The 22797-nt window shown below is 42.6% G+C and carries 22 protein-coding genes and 1 pseudogene; 5 read left to right on the plus strand and 18 right to left on the minus strand.

From position 1 onward, the window contains the following. Together NI461_RS08085 and NI461_RS08090 are read right to left on the minus strand one after the other, a co-directional pair. On the minus strand, positions 1-1387 hold a 1387-nt coding region (locus tag NI461_RS08085), incomplete at its 3' end, for a BapA prefix-like domain-containing protein (RefSeq protein ID WP_253156934.1). Between the two features lie 511 nt (positions 1388-1898). Further along, a complete protein-coding gene (locus tag NI461_RS08090) occupies positions 1899-2546 on the minus strand; it encodes an HAD-IA family hydrolase (RefSeq protein ID WP_253156939.1) in 648 nt (215 codons plus the stop codon). Positions 2547-2641: 95 nt separating this feature from the next. On the opposite strand from NI461_RS08090, the gene NI461_RS08095 reads away from it, so the two are divergent. Beyond that, on the plus strand, positions 2642-3409 hold the full coding sequence (locus NI461_RS08095; RefSeq protein ID WP_253156941.1) for a hydroxymethylpyrimidine/phosphomethylpyrimidine kinase: 768 nt from the start codon (positions 2642-2644) through the stop codon (positions 3407-3409). Positions 3410-4049: 640 nt separating this feature from the next. Here the strand turns inward: NI461_RS08095 and NI461_RS08100 are convergent. The 12 genes and pseudogenes from NI461_RS08100 to acnD all read right to left on the minus strand — a co-directional run bounded on the left by NI461_RS08100 (position 4050) and on the right by acnD (position 13649). Continuing rightward, the gene (locus NI461_RS08100) at positions 4050-4388 is read right to left on the minus strand and encodes a zinc ribbon domain-containing protein YjdM (protein ID WP_253156952.1); all 339 of its coding nucleotides are present in this window, start codon (positions 4386-4388) and stop codon (positions 4050-4052) included. Between the two features lie 116 nt (positions 4389-4504). After that, positions 4505-4951 carry an SRPBCC domain-containing protein gene (locus tag NI461_RS08105; RefSeq protein ID WP_151205106.1) on the minus strand — a complete coding sequence of 149 codons (447 nt, stop codon included), beginning with the start codon at positions 4949-4951 and terminating at the stop codon, positions 4505-4507. 264 nt (positions 4952-5215) lie between these two features. Continuing rightward, positions 5216-5608: a ribonuclease E inhibitor RraB gene (locus NI461_RS08110; protein WP_253156954.1), complete on the minus strand. Its 393-nt coding sequence runs from the start codon at positions 5606-5608 to the stop codon at positions 5216-5218. A 263-nt stretch (positions 5609-5871) separates the two neighbouring features. Continuing rightward, a complete protein-coding gene (locus tag NI461_RS08115) occupies positions 5872-6537 on the minus strand; it encodes a pseudouridine synthase (protein WP_253156964.1) in 666 nt (221 codons plus the stop codon). A gap of 80 nt (positions 6538-6617) precedes the next feature. Continuing rightward, entirely contained in the window at positions 6618-6773 is a 156-nt protein-coding gene (locus NI461_RS08120) for a hypothetical protein (RefSeq protein ID WP_253157015.1), read from the minus strand. Between the two features lie 1044 nt (positions 6774-7817). Continuing rightward, positions 7818-8039, minus strand: a complete 222-nt coding sequence (locus NI461_RS08125; protein ID WP_253156967.1) for a hypothetical protein — start codon at positions 8037-8039, stop codon at positions 7818-7820. 259 nt (positions 8040-8298) lie between these two features. Next, positions 8299-8505, minus strand: coding sequence for a hypothetical protein (locus NI461_RS08130; RefSeq protein ID WP_253156969.1), 207 nt, complete (start codon positions 8503-8505; stop codon positions 8299-8301). 306 nt (positions 8506-8811) lie between these two features. Further along, positions 8812-9347 (minus strand): annotated as a pseudogene (locus NI461_RS08135) (DUF4126 domain-containing protein). Positions 9348-9467: 120 nt separating this feature from the next. After that, complete coding sequence (locus tag NI461_RS08140) at positions 9468-9611, minus strand: hypothetical protein (protein ID WP_086322766.1); 144 nt, start codon at positions 9609-9611, stop codon at positions 9468-9470. Positions 9612-9744: 133 nt separating this feature from the next. Further along, on the minus strand, positions 9745-10680 hold the full coding sequence (locus tag NI461_RS08145; RefSeq protein WP_253156971.1) for a hypothetical protein: 936 nt from the start codon (positions 10678-10680) through the stop codon (positions 9745-9747). Positions 10681-10684: 4 nt separating this feature from the next. After that, positions 10685-10906: a hypothetical protein gene (locus NI461_RS08150; protein WP_253156973.1), complete on the minus strand. Its 222-nt coding sequence runs from the start codon at positions 10904-10906 to the stop codon at positions 10685-10687. Between the two features lie 124 nt (positions 10907-11030). Continuing rightward, a complete protein-coding gene (gene acnD, locus NI461_RS08155) occupies positions 11031-13649 on the minus strand; it encodes a Fe/S-dependent 2-methylisocitrate dehydratase AcnD (RefSeq protein WP_253156974.1) in 2619 nt (872 codons plus the stop codon). 1021 nt (positions 13650-14670) lie between these two features. Between acnD and NI461_RS08160 the strand changes: the two genes are divergently transcribed. Beyond that, positions 14671-15396 carry a folate-binding protein YgfZ gene (locus NI461_RS08160; RefSeq protein ID WP_174660219.1) on the plus strand — a complete coding sequence of 242 codons (726 nt, stop codon included), beginning with the start codon at positions 14671-14673 and terminating at the stop codon, positions 15394-15396. 316 nt (positions 15397-15712) lie between these two features. Continuing rightward, positions 15713-16513 (plus strand): tetratricopeptide repeat protein, encoded by an 801-nt coding sequence (locus NI461_RS08165; RefSeq protein WP_253156975.1) that lies wholly within the window; start codon positions 15713-15715, stop codon positions 16511-16513. Between the two features lie 75 nt (positions 16514-16588). Here NI461_RS08165 and NI461_RS08170 read toward each other — a convergent pair whose 3' ends face one another. Together NI461_RS08170 and NI461_RS08175 are read right to left on the minus strand one after the other, a co-directional pair. Further along, a complete protein-coding gene (locus tag NI461_RS08170) occupies positions 16589-17515 on the minus strand; it encodes an AEC family transporter (RefSeq protein ID WP_253156977.1) in 927 nt (308 codons plus the stop codon). 59 nt (positions 17516-17574) lie between these two features. Further along, positions 17575-18684, minus strand: coding sequence for an NADH:flavin oxidoreductase/NADH oxidase (locus NI461_RS08175; protein ID WP_253156979.1), 1110 nt, complete (start codon positions 18682-18684; stop codon positions 17575-17577). A 400-nt stretch (positions 18685-19084) separates the two neighbouring features. Between NI461_RS08175 and mutM the strand changes: the two genes are divergently transcribed. Continuing rightward, positions 19085-19939, plus strand: coding sequence for a bifunctional DNA-formamidopyrimidine glycosylase/DNA-(apurinic or apyrimidinic site) lyase (mutM, locus tag NI461_RS08180; protein WP_253156981.1), 855 nt, complete (start codon positions 19085-19087; stop codon positions 19937-19939). Next, positions 19936-20220: a peptidylprolyl isomerase gene (locus NI461_RS08185; RefSeq protein ID WP_253152867.1), complete on the plus strand. Its 285-nt coding sequence runs from the start codon at positions 19936-19938 to the stop codon at positions 20218-20220. Before mutM ends, NI461_RS08185 begins: the two co-directional genes overlap by 4 nt. A 112-nt stretch (positions 20221-20332) precedes the next feature. On the opposite strand, the gene mscL is transcribed toward NI461_RS08185, so the two are convergent. After that, entirely contained in the window at positions 20333-20770 is a 438-nt protein-coding gene (mscL, locus tag NI461_RS08190; RefSeq protein WP_253156983.1) for a large conductance mechanosensitive channel protein MscL, read from the minus strand. Between the two features lie 177 nt (positions 20771-20947). Continuing rightward, the gene (gene typA, locus NI461_RS08195) at positions 20948-22783 is read right to left on the minus strand and encodes a translational GTPase TypA (RefSeq protein WP_151204517.1); all 1836 of its coding nucleotides are present in this window, start codon (positions 22781-22783) and stop codon (positions 20948-20950) included. Positions 22784-22797: the final 14 nt, after the last annotated feature.

Here is a 22797-nt window from a genome sequence, read left to right on the forward strand (position 1 = left end):
CAGAGTCTGAATCGCTGTCTGAATCCGAATCGCTGTCAGAGTCTGAATCCGAGTCCGAATCGCTGTCTGAATCCGAATCGCTATCCGAGTCTGAGTCGCTATCCGAGTCTGAATCGCTGTCTGAATCCGAATCGCTGTCAGAGTCTAAATCCGAGTCTGAATCGCTGTCTGAATCCGAGTCGCTATCCGAGTCAGAGTCTGAATCGCTGTCTGAATCCGAATCGCTATCCGAGTCTGAATCGCTATCCGAGTCTGAATCGCTGTCTGAATCCGAATCGCTGTCAGAGTCTGAATCCGAGTCCGAATCGCTGTCTGAATCCGAATCGCTATCCGAGTCTGAATCCGAGTCCGAATCGCTGTCTGAATCCGAGTCGCTATCCGAGTCAGAGTCTGAATCCGAGTCTGAATCGCTGTCTGAATCCGAGTCGCTGTCAGAGTCCGAATCGCTATCGCTGTCTGAATCCGAGTCGCTGTCTGAATCCGAATCGCTATCTGAATCAGAGTCGCTGTCCGAGTCCGAATCGCTGTCTGAATCCGAATCGCTGTCCGAATCTGAATCGCTGTCTGAATCCGAGTCGCTGTCTGAATCCGAATCGCTGTCCGAGTCTGAATCGCTGTCTGAATCCGAATCGCTGTCTGAATCAGAGTCGCTGTCCGAGTCCGAATCGCTGTCTGAATCCGAATCGCTATCCGAGTCTGAATCCGAGTCGCTATCGCTGTCTGAGTCGCTATCCGAGTCCGAATCGCTGTCCGAATCTGAATCGCTGTCTGAATCAGAGTCGCTGTCTGAATCCGAATCGCTGTCCGAATCTGAATCGCTGTCTGAGTCCGAATCGCTGTCTGAATCAGAGTCTGAGTCGCTATCGCTGTCTGAGTCTGAATCGCTATCTGAGTCTGAATCGCTGTCTGAGTCCGAGTCACTATCCGAGTCCGAGTCGCTGTCCGAGTCCCCTCTACTATTCGAATCACCTTGTACCGCTGCAATTGCCCCGCCTAAACCTGCAGCAAGGCCTGCCCCAATAAGCCATGGTGAAATAGCAAGTCCAGCTACCGACTCCTCAATGGCGAGCTGCTCCAAAGGAATGTAATTAATCGTGTCTAAAATGGCGCCGGAGGCATCAGTAAACTGCGCCCAATACAATTCACCATCATTTTCAAAAATAATTTTATTAGATTCAGCCGGGAAATCGAAGTAATTTTCCAGCGTTATTTTTTCACCATTTTTGAGTGTAATAACTGCTGCATTACCTTGACGGGTAATTGTAGCTACTTCCTCAGTATTTAGATTTATCTTAACAATAGAACTTTGTGTAAGCTTCACAATATTCGTATTTATGCTTTGAATGAGCTTGCCGTTTTCAGGCGAGATTATGTCTATATCTACCATTTGAAGTCCTTAATTTAAATACAGCGTATTAATTTCTAAAAACCAACAAAAGTTACATAGCACCAAAATCAAGAATATAGAATTACATAAATAAGTCCTGCATTTATTCATATCTTTAATAAAAAAATTGATAGAAGATTAGGATAAAAAAATCAATATAAATAATTGATTTAAAATAATAAAAAAAAGAAAATCCCCTATATTTTATAGGTGATTATTCATATGAAAACAAACTAATCTATACACAACATATTGATAAATATAATATTAAATATATTTTGTTGTATTTTTGTTACAAGAATTATATTTATTACAATAAAAAACAATAAACAGCTTGAATTAGCATAAATTAAACACAATATTTATTATTTATATCTTATTATTAAATAAATTATATTTTATATATATATATTCATTGTACATTATATCAACTAAAAGATTAATATATAGCCATTATTTATGACTGACTATAGATTTTAAAAAAGAAAAATTAATTCAAATATTTTAAAATCTATTTAAAATAATTTAACAAATCACTAAATTTTTCTATCTTATATTTTGGCAGCGCGAGCTTTAATTCTTCTTCACTACCATAACCATAATTCACAGCAATCGATTCGATCCCATTCTGACGTGCCCCCAAAATATCGTACTCACGATCACCGACCATCATGCACTGATTGGCCTGCAACTGTTGTTGCTCAAGAATATACTGGATCAGTTCTGCTTTATCGGTTCTATCGCCATTGAGCTCACTGCCATAAATTTCAATAAAGTATTCAGCCAGTTCAAAGTGCTCCAAAATCTGTTGAGCATAAACAGTGGGTTTCGCTGTTGCCACAAATAAACAATAACCACGGCGTTTCAGCTCAACCAGCGTGTTTGCCACCCCATCAAACACATGGTTTTCATACAGACCCTTAACTGCAAAACGCTCGCGATAACCCATCAGGGCTTGTTCAGCCAGAATATCATTTACTTCAATATTTAAAATTTTGGCCAGAGAGGCTTTCAAGGGTGGACCGATAATCCAGTCAATATTGATTTCATCGCCAATCGGATGGCCGACTTTCTCCAGACCATAACGGGCAGAAGCGGTAATTCCAACTTTTGGATCAGTTAAAGTCCCATCCAGATCAATCAAAATATTCCGTATCATCACTTTCCCCATGAAAACCTATATAAATTCATATCGAGAGTTTAGCCAAATTTGCCTATACTAGGATAATTTTTCATGAATAAAAGGACATCATTTTGCGCCCTACGGTACTTTGCTTTTCAGGTTTAGACCCATCTGGTGGAGCAGGTCTTCAAGCAGATATTGAAGCCATCGGTCAAAGTGGTGCTCATGCTGCAATTGCCTGTACTGCACTTACCATTCAAAACTCGCAGCAGGTATTTGGCTTCGAAGCTACCTCAAGGGACTTACTTCTGGCTCAGGCCAATGCAGTCGTGAATGATCTGCCCATACGCTGTGTGAAATCCGGCATGCTGGGGACCACCGACAATATTGCCGCGCTGGCCGAGTTTTTAATAGCACATCCTGATTATCTCTATGTGCTCGATCCGGTTCTGGTCGCCAATAGTGGCGGCTCTCTGGGCAATCAGGAGACTCTGGTCCAAGCATTTGCCCAACTCATTCCACTGGCTACAGTTTTAACGCCAAATACGGTTGAGTTACGCGCCTTGACTGGTGAACAGAATTTAGAACGCGCAGCTAAAAAGCTGTTTGAAATGGGCGCACAGGCGGTTCTGGTCAAAGGCGGTCATGAAGATACCCCAGAATATATTCAAAATAGCCTGTACATTCAGGGCGAACTGGTAAATGAAACCCGCTGCCCGCGCCTGGCAGGCGAATATCATGGCTCAGGCTGCTCTCTGGCCAGTTTTATAGCCGGACGTCTGGCAATAGGCGACCAGCTGAAAACAGCGGTACAGCATGCTGAAACCTGGTTATTTGGCGTATTAAAAAATGCCGACATCCCGGTCCCGAATGGTCAGAGAATTCCAAAGCGTTTCTAAGATCAAAAATTAAAGCCTGAGTCATTCAGGCTTTTTTTAATTGCTACTATTGTTCTGGATAGGATTGTTTTATTAAATATAGGAGGATTTGACATGAATTGCACACTTGGTCTGTACTGCTCAACTCAAAACGCCTCATATGAACTTTTTATCCAGTGTCTTCAGGCTATAAACTTTTGATCAGCTTCCTCGTATTTAAGGCCATTGCTGCTATTTTCGCGGCTTATTTTAATCCATCAGCCACAAGCCGCTTTCCATATGAATAAGCTTCTTGCTAGCAAAGAACAACACCATAGAGGACTGAATTGTCGCCTGCCCTGCCTGAATCTCGATATGAAAAATGCCGCCTAGTCGTGACCACAAAACTCCAGCTGAGATATGGCCCGATCTTCGCGCTGTAAAAAGGTCAAGATTTTCTAGGCAGAGAGCAATTTTAATGAGGAGTTCTAGTTTTGACCTTATCTGTAAACTCGCGATTTTTATAATTATGATAGACCTAAAATTATAAAAGTTTTTCTGTTTTCTTGCTGAACCGTAAAGAACGAGATTAAAAGCTCCCTATAAAAAAGCTGTAGAGCAAAGATCCCGCCAGATCTAGATCTACAGCCAAATGTTAAATGCTAAATGCTAAAGCCAGCCTTTATGCTTTCTTTACATATTCCGATTTCAGTTTGATTGCGCCCATGCCCTCAATTTTACAATCAAGATCATGCCCATCACCGGCATCAGGCAAAAGACGGATGTTCTTCACCTTAGTCCCTACTTTAACAATCGAAGAAGAACCCTTAAGTTTTAGATCCTTAATAACTGTAACCGTATCACCATCATTCAGGACATTTCCATATGCGTCTTTAATGCTAACCTCTTCTTCGCTCACTTCGCCCTCTTTCCATTCATATGCACATTCAGGACAAATCAGCAGGTCGCCATCTTCATAAGTATATTCAGATTGACATTTCGGACAGTTTGGTAGAGCCATAGTGACCTCAACGAAATAAAAAATATAGAAAAATCAAAAATAAAGAAACAGTATAGCATCTTTGACCCATAAACCCATGGCTCGGCAACAGAAGCCTTTCTGTCTCGACGAGAAACTCAAATATCTGAAATATGCGGGTTTACCAGCCAAGATAAAAGTTGTAACGATTCCTGCCAGCAGAGATGACTTACCGCCGGAGGCACCAGATCCGGATAGCCGACCTGAATAATATGCAGACCAGTGCCAACAGAGACTTTTTCAAAGATAACCGTTACCTCAATTTCTCCTTCCGATTCCGGTGTAGAAAACTGATCGCTATAACGCAGTAGCTGATTGGGAATAACCTCATGATACATGCCATAAAAATAATGCTGAGTACCGGTCGAAAAATTGGTAAAAGTAATTCGATAACGCCCGCCCGGCCTGATCTCAGCATACTCGACTGCGGCAATAAACCCATGCGGCGCCAGCCACTTCGCCATTGCACCGGGATCGACAAAAGCGCGATATACCCGTTCGGGCGGCGCACTAAATACACGATACATTTTGACGGTATAACTCATTTCGGCTCAGCCTTTTTATTTATATTTATTATAAGGAAAGGATCTTCCTGATCCTGACCATGCCATCGCTCATCTCAATCAGCTTTATATTTTATCCAAGCCATCCGGGTATATATATTATTGCTCTGTATCCAGAATCTGCCAAACGTTCCTCCAGATTGACGCTGAGGCACATTTTTCAACTCCTCTCAGGTAAGAAACAAAAATAAAGCCAATAAAAAACCCGGCAATACCGGGTTTTTTATTGGATCATTCTACAAAAGATTAACTGTTGAGCGGCGAGTTATTCTCATCCTCATCCAGATCGTCATCATACACATAGGCCATACAGCCCCAGCCATCATATTCGCCCTGAAACTCGGAAGCAATTTTACTAAACCATTGTTCCAGATCGCTAATATCCTCATAGGCCGGTTCCATATAAATATAAATGGTAATGACCCATTCCAAGGTGTCACTTTCTTCATCTTGAAACAGGCTGATTTTCTGTTCTTCTTTTAATAAATGCAGCGCACAGCGATCGGCCTGATCTTCATCACTAAAGACGATTGAAAATTCAATTTCATGCGCTTCATCCAGATCATCGCCATCCTGGTGCATTTGCCACAACACATTGCCATTTTCATCATCGGGGAATTTTTTGTAATCGCGTGACATAAACCTGTCCTTATTCTGATGGTGTTTTATTGTGCTGCTAGATTAACTGATTTTCAAACCATTATCGAGTTTCCTACAAAAAAACATGCGCTCTTAAACAAAAACAAACATATGATTTTTATACATAAAGCTTTGTATGAAGTCAGCCACATTCAATCCTGAGAAACCCGATAGCCCCAACCCTATATTTAGAAAATACGCAGCTATTGAAATCCAGCAAAAAAGGCAAAGACTGATATTCAAAGCAAATGTATTTAAATCGGCTAGAATGGAACTTGGGCATGAATATCAACCTTAATTCCACTCAAAGGCTGCTCGAACATCAGCTGACTGGCATGCAGTGCCATCCGCTTTAAAGGACTGCGCTGTGGTTTCGGATGATAAAGTTTATCTCCGGTAATCGGATGGCCAATATGTAGCATATGCACTCTGAGCTGATGTGAGCGACCTGTAATCGGTGTCAGTAAAATCCGGCTAATATCTTGTTCCGCAGAATATTCAAGCGAATGATATAAGGTCTGGGCTGCCTTCCCCAGCTCATAGTGCACCATCTGACGTGGGCGGTTTTCCCAGTCTGTAATTAAGGGCACATCTACACAACCTTCGCCTTTGAGCTGGCCTTGCACCAAGGCCACGTACCGTTTGGAAACCGTTCTTGCCTGAAACATTTTACTGACCGCAACCTCGGCCGCACGATGTTTGGCGAACATTAAAATACCTGACGTTGCCATATCCAGACGGTGAGTAATTTTTGCCTGTGGATACTGTTCGAGTATGCGTAAATAGGCACTATCCTGATGCTCGGGCAAACGCCCCGGAACTGACAATAATCCGGCCGGCTTTTCAATCACCACCAGATCTTCATCTTCATAAAGAATCTGTAGCGCGTCCTGTGGCGGAGCATAGACAAAGTCGTCGTTAATCGGCATGTGCAAGTGAAGAATCAGGTGAAAACCGGCAAAATAACAAGCCGTCTTCCGCCTGTCAATCCAGCCCCCTAAAGTACCGGCTACTCTGCCAGATAGTATTCAACTGTTGATACCACCCGGACTTTCTTCAGATAGGGCGTATTGCTGTCCCGGTCTTCAATACTAAACAACCCCTGATTGGCCAACTTGATTTTCCCCAGCCTGCTTTCTGAATAAACTGATTCATCAGCCTCCAATCAACTCCTTTGATATTTTTACACTTATTTTTTATAGTTTCGACTTCAATCTGCAACGCATAGCCTTTATAAGCTGATTTACATAAAAGCTTCCTCTCTGTTGGGGTTCTAAAGTAATCAAGAGCCTCAAAATAAGCTCATTAAAAACTACATCAATAAATCTACACCCTATAAAGCGCTACTCATACAGCGGGATTTAGATGAGCTTGTATAGAAGCGTCTGAGGCTAAAATAGCAGATTGATGCAGAAGAAATGAAGGCTTATATGTATATGCTGCAAGTCTGGAAGGATAATCAACAGCTGATTTATTTTAGTTCTTCTCTGGTTATTCTTTGAGAATTCTTTAGGGTGTTGGGAAAACTCTGAATGGTTTACTTCAACTATCACTCTTTGTAAGAAATGATCTTATAGCCTATAAACTTTTGATCTATAGCGTCCTAAGCCGAATCGAGACCTTTTGGGTACGTACTGCACTCGCGTTTTGCGCCGCTCACAGCATGCTACTCTTTTCGATCCCATCACACCCTTGAGAGATATAATAGATAAAACCCGACGGGATTAATTTCCTATGTTTTTTTAATTTTCTGGATTTTTGAAAATTTATTTCTTTAGACATCTATGAATCGAAAAATATTTCCCCTCTCCCTTATTTGATGCTATTTTCTTCTGGAAAAACCAGTTTTCACGGTATTTTTATACGTGAGTTTTTACAGCAGTCATTTTAAAAGCATGGCCTATTATTGTACTTGGATTAAATTCTACTGATGGACTGTAAAGATAACTCAGCTCTAGTCAGCCCCTGATTTAATAAGGCTAACTTTGAATTAGAATGTTTCAGATAGATCAAAAGCCATCACCACTCAATCAAGCTAATTACATTCAAATAGAATTAATGCCAGTCTGGCAGGAAAACGCTTACGGAAAATGATATTCAGGTTATATAACAATATCAGGCCAAATCCACCTGTCACTCATCTAGCCCATTGTTAAAGGCCTATAAAAGTTTTTGATTAATCAGGTTGATCACCACAATCTGAACAGGTTTAATGCACAAACAGATGACGGGTATGATGATTGATATAGGCATTCAAGCCATCGCCATATTGAGCCAGCTGCTTCATATTTTCGACATGCTGATAGCCTGCGCTACTATAGCTATAGGTATAAATTTTTGAGCTTTTCTTAAATTGAACCCGAATAAACTCTCTACCAATCTCATAATTGGCCACACCTGAATCATGATTCAGATCGAGATAATGTTGCAATTGAGCCGTTCCTAACACTATAAGTCTTATCATTTATATGGGGGTTTTTCGATCAATTTTCAAATTCTATTCCTCGCCTTAATCATAGCTTTGGTGTAGTCAGACATTCTGAGAGTCGAGGTGAAATTAAATATATAAAAATCAATATAATTCAGCATCTAGATAAGAATTAAGTAGTTTAAGCATGAGCAGATATTGAAAAACCCCACCTTAGGAGTGGAGTTTTATCAGAATTAATTTTTTAAGTTTTAGACCGGTCTTATACAGCACAGCATTTGCTACAACCTTCTACTTTTTCAGTCGGCCAATTCACTCTTGCACGCTGATAAGCCAGTGCATAATTGGCGAAATACCCCAGCACAACTTGATCGTCAAATGCGGGTAAATCCTCACAGCCGATCGTTGCATTGTGTATTAGGTGTGTACCTTGGGCTATCGGTTTTTCATCTACAATAAATTTTATCATTTTTAGTTCCCCCATGTTTTTTTAGAATTTTCAACCTTCAAAAAACCATAAAAAAAGTATGTGTTTATAAAATTAAACCGATAATGCGCAAAAATCAATCATTTTTATAAAAGATGATAGTTTTTTGAAATTGAATAAAAAAGACGGTTAATTATGAGAAAAATAGTTTAAAAAATAGATTTTGCCTGATTGAGAAATTTGTCTTGGCTTTTTAAGTGGTATGAGAGGTTTTTATAAAATTCAATGTCAAATTAATGAAAATTAGATCCGTATCACAGAACAATCTATATCTTCCTATTTCTTCTGTTATAGCCAATGCACGGCCCATATCACCTTCACAACCAGAACAACGCCCAATACTGGCACTCAAAATGACAAGACAGACAATAAGCCGATTTATTCCTCCTTGCTAGATAGCACAGGATTGCCAACTCCTTGTGGTTACAGTCGACAGGCCACGCGCATTGACTGTACTCATTTATACGGTCCCTGCCGTATCACTCCCTACAATAATCGCCTTGGCCCAACTGGCAAACTGTGACATTGCTTCATTACTGACAACCATACTGGTGAGTGTGCCCGCGAGCCTTTCTGCCGGGGTCGCTATGGTGTCTAAGAAATTATCGCCCCATGGCATATAGTAAGTTGCGATTTCACAGAAGATAGCAATACGCCAAGCGATACCGACGAATAGTTTTGCCAAATATTCAAAACTTCTCATTGGTTCAAACCATCCTATGAGAGCAGCAATACTCATCAGCAACAAGGAAACAAATACGCGCAAATCACAGGCTGCATCTAAGCTAGGCTAAGCCAAGGCATAAACCTAATACTGTTTCTATATATATGCCCATCTAGTGCTTGATGCTTTTTATAAAGTTCTAGATTTAAAGTAACAAAAAAGCCCTATGGAATAATAGGGCTTTTTTTAAAACAGGGAGTAACTGTTTTATTTATGCTGCTTAGGCATTCTTATTGTTGAATTGATTGCCAAGGCATTTGGTACACGGGGGTAAACGATCAGTACCAATTTCTAAGTAGGTGCGGTGGCCGCATTTGACACAAAAATAGAAGCCTGTTCCGGGTTTTTGACCAGCTGTAACCATCTTTGTTCTCCATAGTTTTAGAAATGGTAGATCTAGTATAACCCTCTTATGATGAATGTCTATTGTCCATTTCGACGAGTGATGTGGGCGTTTGGGCGAAGTAGTATTTCTAAAATGTATTCGCAAAATTAGACTATAATTTAGGCACTTCAATACTATTTACTGTAAATAAATTCAAAATATCATCTCTATCCATGAAAATAATTTGGCTTCTACGATTTGCATCTAGTTTATTACCTAACCAATTTCTTGCTGCTTTTGTGATTTCACCACCTGCAATGATATAAGCATGATCTACCAATACTCTTTTATTCGTTTCAGGATCGAAAATTTCATGACCCAACATCATTGTTGTTTGATTATAAATTTCAGCAATATTATGGTTGCTAGCTTTCGAAATGCCTGAAGAATCTAATTTGCCTTTCTTTACCTGAATTCCAAAATAAATTATGTGTTGTGTAGGTAGTGTAAATTTCATCCAGATATCTTTTCCATACTCCAATGCTTTATCTTTATGTCCAGCTACAGTAATTCGTTGAAAACCTAGAATTCGGAATAATGGTAATAAAATATTTTCAATAAGCTGATCCTCAGAACATTTGTCTAAATAACTTATTAACTCTGCTCTTTTTTTAATTTCTGTTTCTGAAAATATTCGATGTGGATTCTCCACAGGCTTTATCGTCTGATTATTACTTAAGCTTTTAATATATAAATTATTATCAGCTCCGTAAAAAGCTTCATACCCCTCCCGACTTAAAGGCTTATTTAATTCAAATAAAGCATTAGTCCGTTGAGGATCATCGTCAATAGCTTCAGATTTATGCATTAAAACTGTTAATACATGTACAAAGTTTGGTGGCAACATATTTGGAGTACAAGGCTCTTCCAATAACTCTGCTAATCTATCAGCCGTCCAAACCCAACGTGTTGAACCGTCGTGGCGAAATGGTAAATCACATTCCTCAAAAAACTCAGTGATATACATACTACTTCTATATTTGAAGAATTTATTGTCACCAATAATGCACTCTGCAATCGCTCTTAAGTTTCTGCTTTTAAATTTCATATTCTTATTTTTCGTAAAGGCTATTTGTGTTTAATTTAATATATGCATTGAGACCGTTTCCTTCTTTAGCTAGCTGTTTCATACGTTCTACTTTGTCAACACCTGCACTTCGATAACTATAGGTATAAATTTTAGCAGTACCATTAAATTTGACCCTAATATAGGTTTCTCCAATTTCGTAATGCGTTACGTTAGAATCATTATCGATATCTTTATAGATTTCCAAATTTATACTCCAAGAAATAAAAAACGCCCAAATTCACATTAGAGCGTTTTCCAAACAATATCAATAACTTTAATCTCCCCTAACCCCTCTTTAAAAAGGAGGGCTGGGGAGGATTTAACAAAAATTAAGCCACATTCCCTTCCAAGAAATCCTGTGCAAAGCGCTGCAATACCCCACCGGCTTCATAGACAGACACCTCTTCCTCAGTATCCAGACGACAGGTCACCGGGACTTCAATAATCTGATTCTTGCCATCCTCAGTTGCACGTTCAATCACCAAAGTCAGATCAGAACGCGGCGCAATATTCCCCATCACGCTATACAGCTCCGTCCCGTCCAGCTTCAAGGTTTTACGATCCGTGCCCGGTTTAAACTCCAGCGGCAATACTCCCATACCGACCAGATTGGTACGGTGAATACGCTCAAACCCTTCTGCTACAATCACTTCCACCCCGGCAAGACGTACCCCTTTGGCCGCCCAGTCACGGCTTGAGCCCTGACCATAGTCCTTGCCGGCAATAATGATCAGCGGCTGTTTGCGGTTCATATAGGTTTCAATCGCTTCCCACATCCGCATTACCTCACCTTCCGGCTCCACCCGTGCTTTTGAACCCTGTTTGATGCTGCCGTCAGAACGCACTACCATTTCATTAAACAGTTTCGGATTGGCAAAGGTCGCACGCTGCGCTGTCAAATGGTCACCGCGGTGCGTTGCATAAGAGTTGAAGTCTTCTTCAGGCACCCCCATTTTGTGCAGGTATTCACCCGCTGCCGAATCCAGCATGATGGCATTCGATGGTGACAGATGATCCGTGGTGATGTTATCACCCAGAATTGCCAGTGGGCGCATATTCGCGAGTGTACGTGGTGCAGCCAGTGCGCCTTCCCAGTAAGGCGGGCGGCGGATATAGGTACTTTGCGGACGCCAGTCATACAGCGGACTTGCTGCCTGCTCACGCTCCCCCAGATCAAACATCGGGATATACACCTGCTTGAACTGTTCCGGTTTAACCGATTCTTTGACCAAGGCATCAATTTCCTCATCCGACGGCCAGATGTCTTTTAAGTAAATCGGGTTACCGTCTTTGTCATGCCCTAATGCATCTGTTTCGATGTCAAAACGGATGGTTCCGGCAATGGCATAGGCCACTACCAAAGGCGGTGAAGCCAAAAATGCCTGCTTGGCATAAGGATGGATACGTCCGTCGAAGTTGCGGTTACCTGAAAGCACCGCTGTGGCATACAGGTCACGGTCAATAATTTCCTGCTGGATGTTCGGATCAAGCGCACCCGACATGCCGTTACAGGTGGTGCAGGCATAAGCGACAATACCGAAACCCAGTTTTTCCAGATCACCCAGTACTCCTGCTTCTTCCAGATATAAAGCCGCTGCTTTAGACCCCGGGGCAAACGATGATTTCACCCACGGTTTACGCACCAGGCCCAATTCATTGGCTTTACGTGCCAGCAACCCTGCTGCCACGGTATTGCGCGGATTAGAGGTATTGGTACATGAGGTAATCGCAGCGATAATCACCGCGCCATCTGGCATCAGGCCTTCTGCTTCCTGGGCACGTGCAGCCTGCAGATTCCCGGCAATGCCTTTTTCTTTCAGGTCCGCCGTTGAAACACGTGCATGCGGATTGGAAGGCCCTGCGATGTTACGGGTCACGGTAGAAAGGTCGAAACGCAGCACACGCGGATATTCCGCCTGTGTCATGTCTGAGGCCCAAAGACCAATTTGTTTGGCATAAGTTTCAACCAGCCTGACCTGCTCGGCTTCACGGCCCGTCAGCGTTAAATAATCAATGGTATTCTGGTCGATGTAGAACATTGCTGCGGTTGCACCATATTCAGGCGTCATGTTGGAAATCGTCGCACGATCCCCCACCGACATGCTGTCTGCACCTTCACCAAAGAATTCCAGATAGGCGCCCACCACACGCTCTTTACGCAGGAATTCGGTTAATGCCAAGACGATATCGGTTGCGGTAATGCCCGGCTTGCGCTGACCCACCAATTCCACACCAATAATATCCGGCAGACGCATCCACGAAGCACGGCCGAGCATTACGTTTTCAGCTTCTAAACCGCCCACCCCGATTGAAATCACGCCCAGAGCATCGGTATGCGGTGTATGCGAGTCGGTACCGACGCAAGTATCCGGGAATGCCACGCCATCACGATTTTGAATGACTGGAGACATTTTCTCCAGATTGATCTGGTGCATGATGCCATTGCCCGCCGGAATCACATCGACATTTTCAAACGCGGTTTTGGTCCACTCAATAAAATGGAAACGGTCTTCATTACGACGGTCTTCAATCGCCCGGTTTTTTTCAAAAGCATCCGGGTCAAAACCGCCATATTCCACCGCTAGAGAGTGATCAACGATCAATTGCGTTGGTACCACCGGATTGACTTTGGATGGATCGCCGCCCTGCTCGGCAATGGCATCACGCAAACCTGCAAGGTCAACCAGTGCGGTTTGACCGAGAATGTCATGACAGACCACGCGGGCTGGATACCAGGGGAAATCATGATCCTGTTTACGGTAAATCAGTTCTTTTAATGACTGTTCAAGAATCGCGGAATCACAGCGGCGCACCAGCTGCTCGGCCAGTACTTTGGAGGTATAGGGAAGTTTGGCATAGGCGCCTGGCTGAATATCTTCCACGGCCTGACGCACGTCATAATATTCCAGCGGGGTGCCTTGCAGCGGTTTACGATATTTTTTGTTCATAGCTTACCTGCCTCTTGCATCATTTTTTCCTACATCATTGTTGTTACGAATGAGCATTGCTTAAGTGGCATAGTACACTGCCGAAAAGCCACTTCCCAAATCACCTATATTTCATATACTTAGTTGCAAAAATCCGCATTTCAGCAACATTTTGTTATATATTTTTTAGAATACCCGCTCTAAATGTTCTTTTTTTAAGCAGTTTTAGCTTTTCCTTCCTATTCTTTAGTATGAGATCGATTTGCTGAAATAAAAATTAATTGAATTCTATATATTTAAACAAACCTTTTAAGTATTTATAAAAACTATGTTTTTTATATTTACCGCAGTATTTCTAGCCTTCAAAAAGTGAAAATGGCGAACTGGCGGCTTCGGATAATATAGATATTCTGTGGCAAGATAAAACCACGCTCATACTTCCAGTGAAAAAATTCTGGTGTTGAAAAAATTCAATACGCTTGTGCAGATACCACCAATACATCAACCAAGGCTAATTCAAATGGTTGTATCGGATAGAAGATTATACCGAACTGAATAATCCTAACTTCAGGGGATTAGCCACTCACACATCTCGAGCCGGCGTTCGTGATGTCTTGGGCCTAATCCTCAAAGAATGGTCCAATAAACTATTGCAGCCTGTTCACAATGTCGGACCAGAAACTGAAAAAAATGATTTCGATCAGCTTAAATTTCTTCCTGTCACGACAAGTACCTACGATGGTTTAACTATCGATCAATTACCCCATACTTTCTGTTTTGAAGCTTTTAGATCATGAAGCTCGGGGCATGATGGAAATTATGCGAATCTACGGTGACACATTTGACTATAACCGCAAACTGCCCTCACATCCTATGAGCTTGCCTATGACCGCAGATCCCAGGCCCAACCGTGTTCATTAATGAGCAGTTTTACAAGTTTTATTCAGCCTAGAGCAATATGGGCTTTTTGTTTGCCTATCTACCCTGTATGTTGCAAAATATCAGGATTAATGATTTGTGAAAATATACCCAGAGGCTAAACATGGCAACATCTACTGCTTTTATACTCTTCACTCTAAATGGTGTAGATGCGCAAAAATTCCTTCAGGGTCAAGTGACTTTAAATACTGAAGCATTAGCTGAAAACCAGACGCGTTATACTGCCATCTGTAGCTTAAAAGGGCGTATTCAGTTTGGGTTGTGGCTAAAGAAAATCAATTCAGAAAGCTTTGAAATTGTCACCACCCAAGACCAAGCCGAAGAATTTGCCAAACATATTAAAAAATTCGGGGCTTTTTCAAAAATGAAACTGGAAGAAGTCGGCACAGTTTATCCGACTTTACATGGTGAGCATACTGAATTTTCCCCAGCCGAGGCTGATATTGCCCTGTGGAAACAGCAAGCTATTCGAGCCGGACAAGCTTGGATTGAAGCAGATATTGCCGGAGAGTTTCAGCCGCAGGAATTACGTCTGCATCAGCGTGAAGGGGTCAATTACGACAAAGGGTGCTATTTAGGACAGGAAGTGGTGGCACGCCTGTGGTTTAAAGCCAAACCAAAAGCCTGGTTGCATCTCATTCAAGGTACAGGCCCTGCGCCTGCACAAGCTGAACAGTTAAATCGAGGTGTCCAGGTGGTCAACAGTACCGCATGTGAAAATAGCTATATTGCACTGGTGGTTGCCCGCCCTGAAGCTTTGACTGAACTGGATGTCACGGTTTTGGATTTACCTGAAAGCTTAAGTGGTGATGTGGCACGTCCGCAGTAAGCACTTTTATTTTAAAACTCATCCAAAAAGCCAAGCTCCTAGGCTTGGCTTTTTAGCTTCCGATTTTCGTTTAATCTTGCTTTTTGACTGCATATTCTGGGAGTATCTGCATACTTTAAAGATAAAATCGATGCATAATTGATGCTAAAAATACAGATTAATGCCTAATTTTAAATTATTTACCAGTCAAACAACTGTTTTTTATTTCGTGACAAATTCCTTATTTACAAAGTCCAAAATCCTTTTATGATGGAAGGACAATGATTAGAACCACACCATGGAATCAGGTGTAAAAAACATTAAGGTTATAGGAACCATGAAGAAAAAGTTAGTACTCGCTGCAATTCTTGCAGTTTCTGCACAATTCACGCTGGCCAATACTGCTGCTGTTCCAGTTGATCCACAATTTACTAAAATTGAAGAAATGGTTAAAGCCAATAATTTTAAGGGCGCCTATGAGGCCTTAAACAAGCTGGCGAGTCAGGGAAATGCTCAGGCCATATACAACTTAGGCTATTTAACACAATCTGGCCAAGGAACTGTCAAAGACGAGAAAAAGGCCGTTCAGCTCTATGAACAGGCTGCCAGCAAAGGCTATCCGGTTGCGAACTATGTCCTTGGAAAAAACTATGCTGCTGGCACCTTAGGCTTAAAACAGGATCTGACCAAAGCCAAACAGCATTTAGAAAAAGCATCAGCTGCAAATTTTGATGATGCGACCATTGATCTGGCTGTGCTGCTGTTTGCAGAAGGTAAACCCGCCTCTGACAAAAGTGCCCTGCAAAAATTACAGCCTCTGCTGAATAAAGGTAATTTGCAGGCAATTCATGCCAAGGCACTATATGACATCAGTCTGGGTTTTAAAAATAAAGATGAAAAGCCGGTTCAGCAAGGGCTGAGCAGTATTCAGGAGCTGGCTAAAAAAGGCTATATCCCTGCCCTGATGGCAGTGGCTAACATGTTTGCCAATGGCAGCATCGTGCCGCAAAACCTGCCTGAAGCGAAAAAAATCTTTGCGGCACTGGCAAAGGAAAATATTCCACAAGCCAAAGAGTCCTTGGCCACAGTGGATAAAATGATTGCGGAGCAGAAAAAAGCACCGGCGAAAAAAAGCTAATCCCTTTTTCTTCAGTTCTGAAAAAAGCTCCAACAGGAGCTTTTTTGATGCGGACGTTTTCTTGAATATCAGCTTTTAGCTCCACCATAAGGTAATCAGTCCACTGGCGACAATAAAACCTGCAATAGTACTCATCAATAAGGGAGTTAAAGTCCGTTCCTTTAACCCATAAGCCTGCCCCAACATGCCATACAAGGTGGGCATCGGTAGGGCTGCAATCAGGGTCCCAGCATAGATCATTTCCTGACTTAAGCTGGTCAGCTGGCTGAGCCCCAGATACATCAATAAAGGCATCAGGATATTGCTGGAAAACACCAGATAACAACTTTCTACATTTACATATTTCAGACTGGTACCCACAATTCCGCCGCCAATCACAAAGAGTGCCAGCGGTGAAGCGGTTTGTCCTATCATGGCAAAAACCTGATCAAGATAAACCGGCACCCGGATCTCGAATACGGCACAGCTGATGCCCAGTATGACTCCGACAAATAGGGGATTTTTAAAAAGCGGCAAGATGGTACTTTTCAAAATACCACCCAGATTGGATTGTTGCTGGCTACCCATTGCCGCCAGTACCAGTACCATAGGAAGCAGCAGCATACTTTCAATAATAACGACCAGAGAAGTATAGGTCAGGGCCTGTGATCCGACCAGCAAGGTCAGCATAGCCGTCCCGATCAGCCCGGTATTGGACATGGCTGCACCCAGAGACAAAATCGCGCTATGTGAAAAACTATTCTGGAAATGACGACGCATTATCCAGAAACCGGTCACATACAGCACTAAAGTAACCGTGCTATAGACCATAAAGTATTCAAAATACCAGATTTCATGCAGGTCTTTAGAAGACAGAACTTGAAAGAACAGCAAGGGCAAAGCCACTTTAATAACAAAAGCGCCGACTGTATCAACCTGTTCTTTTTTTAAGATTTGACATTTCACACTGAGGTAGCCCAACCCCACCAAGAGAAAGATGGGTACAATGACCGAAAAGATCATATGAAAAAACCTGTTGCAAATGAAGCATGATTATAGGCCCTGGTACGGGGAAACAGGCTTTAAAAAGGCTTAAATAAACCATTTAGCCCATGAGGTGCAGAACGTAAATATTGGGGTGAAATTTTAATTTCCTGTTTCAATTGGGCAGCTGCATGCCAAGGCCAGTGTGGATCATATAAAATGGCCCGGGCAATCGCGATGGCATCGGCCTGATCCTTCTGTAAAATCTCCTCAGCCTGTTCAGCATCAGTAATCAGCCCCACAGTAATCACTGGAATCTGGACTTGGGGCTTAATTGCTGCTGCAAAAGGTACCTGATAACTTGGTTTTATATCGATTTTTTGCGCTATATGCAGGCCTGCGCTGGATACATGAATATAGGCAGCTCCCAGAGCTTCCAAAGCTTTAGATAGTTCAATAGAGGCATTAATATCCCAGCTTGGCTCTTCTTCAATCCAGTCTGTTGCTGAAATACGTACACCCACCGGATAGCCTTCTGGAACGACTGCTTTCATCGCCTGGAACACTTCCAGAGTCAAACGCATACGATTTTCCAATGAACCACCATATTGATCTGTACGCTGATTCGACAGCGGAGACAGAAATTGATGCAATAAATAACCATGTGCAGCATGTAACTCAACCAGATCAAATCCAGCGTCTACGGCACGTTTGGCACTGTGTGCAAAGTCAGAAATGACCTGCTGGATTTCCAGCTCACTCAGTGCTTTAGGAGGATGCTCATCTGCCTGAAAAGGAATACTACTGGCAGATACGGTTTGCCAGCCATGCGGTTCATCGGGCTTGAACTGCCCTCGGCCTGACCAAGGCTTGTCAGTAGAGGCTTTACGGCCGGCATGCGCCAGCTGAATACCAAATGGCATAGGCGAGATTGATTTGACTTTGGTCAGCAACGTCTTGATCTGCTCTGCCTGCCGATCATTCCATAATCCCAGATCGGCATAGCTGATCCGACCCTCGGGTTGCACGGCCGTCGCTTCTACAATACATAGCCCCGCACCGGAAAGTGCATAACTCGCCCACTGCTGTTCATGCCAATAAGTAATTTCACCCTGATCCGTTGCAGAATATTGACACATGGGTGCAATGACAATTTTATTGCTGAGTCCTAATGCACCGAACTGGAGAGGCTGAAATAATAATGTCATGGGTTCTTCCTTTTTATTCATTTTCAATCAGGGTCAGGCAAAACTGATAAACAGGCCATTGAGACCTGGTTATTTATAACGTGAATGCTGCTTTTTTAAAAGATGATACGGCGACTGAGTCCCAGGACCGGCATATCATCCTTATTTTTTGTAGCACCTGGATTCACCAGCTCGTGCAGGTTCGAAGCTGATATCAGCCCCGGCGTTGCATGAATTTTAAATTCCAGTCTTTTTTATCCTTTGTGATTAAAAAGTATAAATACCTATTCAAACATCACACTATTTTAAAATGCACTAAGTCGGCAATGATCGGTCATTTTTCTCACTCCCCAACGTGATTCACTTGCAATCCCTTTCAAATCACCCAATATTAATACCATTCTCCTGTTGCTGATGTGTTATGCCTGAATTACCAGAAGTTGAAACCACCAAAACCAGTTTATTACCCTTAGTTGAGCAAAAAGTGCTACGTGTCGAAGTACGACAGCCAAGCCTACGCTGGCCGATTCCAAATGATCTGGCCAAATTGCAAGGTCAGCGTCTGATCGGACTAAACCGTCGTTCCAAATATATTCTGGCTGAGTTTGAAAACGACAGTATGCTCTGGCATCTGGGCATGTCAGGCAGTTTTCGCCTCTGTAAACCACATGAAGAATTACGTAAACATGACCATTTAATTATCCAGTTTGAAGATTTTGAATTACGTTATCACGACCCTCGCCGTTTTGGCTGTATTTTGTGGCTAGATGAGTATTCACAAACGAAGTTGATTGATACGTTAGGTCCTGAACCTTTAAGTGAAGCATTTGATGCTGCATATTTAGCGCAAAAATTAAAAAATAAAAACACTGCGATTAAAGTTGCCATCATGGATAACCATGTCGTGGTGGGCGTTGGCAATATCTACGCAACCGAGAGCCTGTTTAATCTTGGCATTCATCCGGCCCAGCCCGCCAAAGACCTAAGCCCAAGTCAAGTTGAAAAACTGGTCCTTGAAATCAAGCGCATTCTGAAGCAGGCGATTGAGCTCGGTGGCTCGACACTCAAAGACTATACCAATGCCATGGGTGAAAACGGTTATTTCCAGCAGACCTTGCTGGCCTATGGCCGTGCCGGTGAGATGTGTGTCAACTGTGAAACCCCCCTTGAAAATCTCAAACTGGGACAGCGTGCATCGGTATTCTGTCCACAATGCCAGCCGTTAAAAACAGTTAAGCTAGCTGCGAAGCCAGTGATGCAGGGGAATAAAACATGAAGTCCGCTATCGTCCGTCATATTCTGGTTAAAGATAAAGACACTGCCGAGCAACTGAAAAAGAAAATTAAAGGCGGTGTAGACTTTGCCAAAATTGCCAAACAACATTCCACTTGCCCATCCGGAAAAAAAGGCGGTGAACTCGGTGATGTAAAAAAAGGCCAACTGGTTGGGCCAATAGATAAGGCCGTGTTTAGTTTGCCAGAACGCGAATTACATGGCCCAATCAAAAGTCAGTTCGGCTGGCACTTGCTGGAAATTAAATTCCGGATGGATTTTTAAGCCCGGCTTCTTCCTCCTACTGGTGGCAGAGAAAGAGCTTTTGAGTGATAAAAATGAGCATTTGCATAAAAAACGGCGCCCCACGCGCCGTTTTTATATAGGCCCCAAGCGCTTAAGCTTCAGGACGCTTTTTCAACTCATCCCGAATTTCACGCAGTAATGCAATATCTTCCGGGGTTGCTGCAGGTGCTGGCTCCGCCTCTTGCTTACGGCGCATTTTGTTCATCACTTTAACCAGCCAGAACACCACCCAAGCCAATAAAATGAAATTAATCAGAATCGTCAAGAAGTTACCATAGGCAAAAATATTTAAACCAGCTTCTTTTGCGGCTGCCAGATTAGTAATGTTATTTGGATTATCGCCCAGTACCAGGAACCAGTTTGAATAATCAACATCTCCACCTAGAATCCAGCTGATAAAAGGCATAATTAAATCAGCAACCGCAGAATCAATAATTTTACTGAAAGCGCCGCCAATGATTACACCAACCGCCAGGTCCATCACATTGCCTTTAACAGCAAATTCCTTAAATTCCTGAAGAATACTCATAACTTATTTCAACCTACTCTTATCAAGTTTTGTCCTGAATTATACATGAGGCAGGACTTTTGATTTTTATTTAATTTACTGGGTTTTGGTAAATTACGCTTGGATGCTATCCAAAAATAAAAAACCGTAATCTCCAGGAAGATTACGGTTCATTTAATCTGATAAATCGTCTAAAGATTATTTATCACGATTACGTTTACGTTCGTTTTCAGTCAGGTAACGCTTACGAATGCGGATTGACTTCGGTGTTACTTCAACCAGTTCGTCATCTTCAATGAATTCAAGCGCTTGCTCAAGTGTGAATTCGATAGCTGGCGTCAGCGTCAAGGCTTCGTCAGTACCCGATGCACGTACGTTCGTTAACTGTTTTGCTTTGGTCGGGTTAACTGTCATATCGTCAGAACGAGAGTTAATACCAATGATCATACCTTCATAAACTTCTAATTGCGGTTTAGCAAATAGACGGCCACGATCTTGTAGGGTGAATAATGCATAGCCCAAGCAAGTGCCTTGAACCATAGAAATCAGCACACCATTTTGACGTTTCGCAACAGTACCTGCTTTCGCCGGACCATAATGCGAGAAGCTTGAAGTCATGATACCTGTACCAGAAGTCATGGTCATGAATTCAGAACGGAAACCAATCAAGCCACGTGAAGGGATCGTTGCTTCAATACGGATACGGCCTTTACCGTCAACTTCCATATTGGTTAACTCGCCTTTACGGTGACCCATTTGTTCCATTACAGCACCTTGGTGCTGATCTTCGACGTCGAAAGTCACGTTTTCGTACGGTTCTTGCATTTCACCGTCGATTTCTTTCATGATCACTTGCGGACGAGATACACCCATCTCGAAGCCTTCACGACGCATGTTTTCGATCAACACAGAAAGATGCAGCTCACCACGACCAGACACTTTAAAACGGTCCGGACTGTCAGTATCTTCAACACGTAATGCGACGTTATGAATCAATTCGCGGTCTAGACGTTCACGGATATTACGTGAAGTAACGAATTTACCTTCTTTACCAGCAAATGGTGAGTTATTGACCTGGAAGGTCATCGACACTGTAGGTTCGTCTACAGAAAGCGGAGGAAGTGCTTCAACAGCTTTCGGATCACAAATCGTGTCAGAAATATTTAATGCATCGATACCTGTGACACAAACGATATCACCCGCAGATGCTGACTCCACATCCACACGATCTAAACCATGATAACCCATGATTTTCAGGATACGGCCGTTACGCGTCTTACCTTCTTTATCAATAACAGTAACTGGCGTATTTAATTTGATCGAACCGCGCTGGATACGACCAACACCGATGACACCTACGAAACTGTTATAGTCCAGTGAAGAGACTTGCATCTGGAACGGACCATCAACGTCAACCGCTGGTGGTTCAACGATGTCTACAATCGTTTGGAACAACGGAGTCATGTCTTCAGCCAATTCATCCGGAGCAGGACCAGCAACACCACGAAGACCTGAAGCATAAACAACCGGGAAGTCTAACTGTTCGTCAGAAGCACCAAGGTTATCGAACAAATCGAATACCTGGTCGATAACCCAGTCTGGACGCGCGCTTGGCTTGTCAACCTTGTTGATGATCACGATTGGCTTTAGACCGCTCGCAAAGGCTTTTGCTGTCACAAAGCGTGTTTGCGGCATTGGACCTTCCTGAGAGTCAACCAGCAGCAATACACAGTCAACCATCGACATTACACGCTCAACTTCACCACCGAAGTCGGCGTGTCCCGGGGTGTCCACAATGTTAATACGGTATTCAGTATCAGTACGTTTGTCTAACCATTTGATTGCAGTATTTTTTGCAAGAATGGTAATACCACGTTCACTTTCGATAGCACCCGAATCCATGACACGCTCAATCTCACCCGCGCGATCACCGAGAGCACCTGATTGTTGCAAAAGTTTGTCTACAAGAGTGGTTTTACCATGATCGACGTGCGCAATAATGGCGATGTTACGGAGAGTTTTAATATCTGACATGTAAATTCAATGCG

The organism is Acinetobacter sp. S4400-12 (assembly GCF_024129495.1).
Taxonomy (GTDB): Bacteria; Pseudomonadota; Gammaproteobacteria; order Pseudomonadales; family Moraxellaceae; genus Acinetobacter; species Acinetobacter lwoffii_C.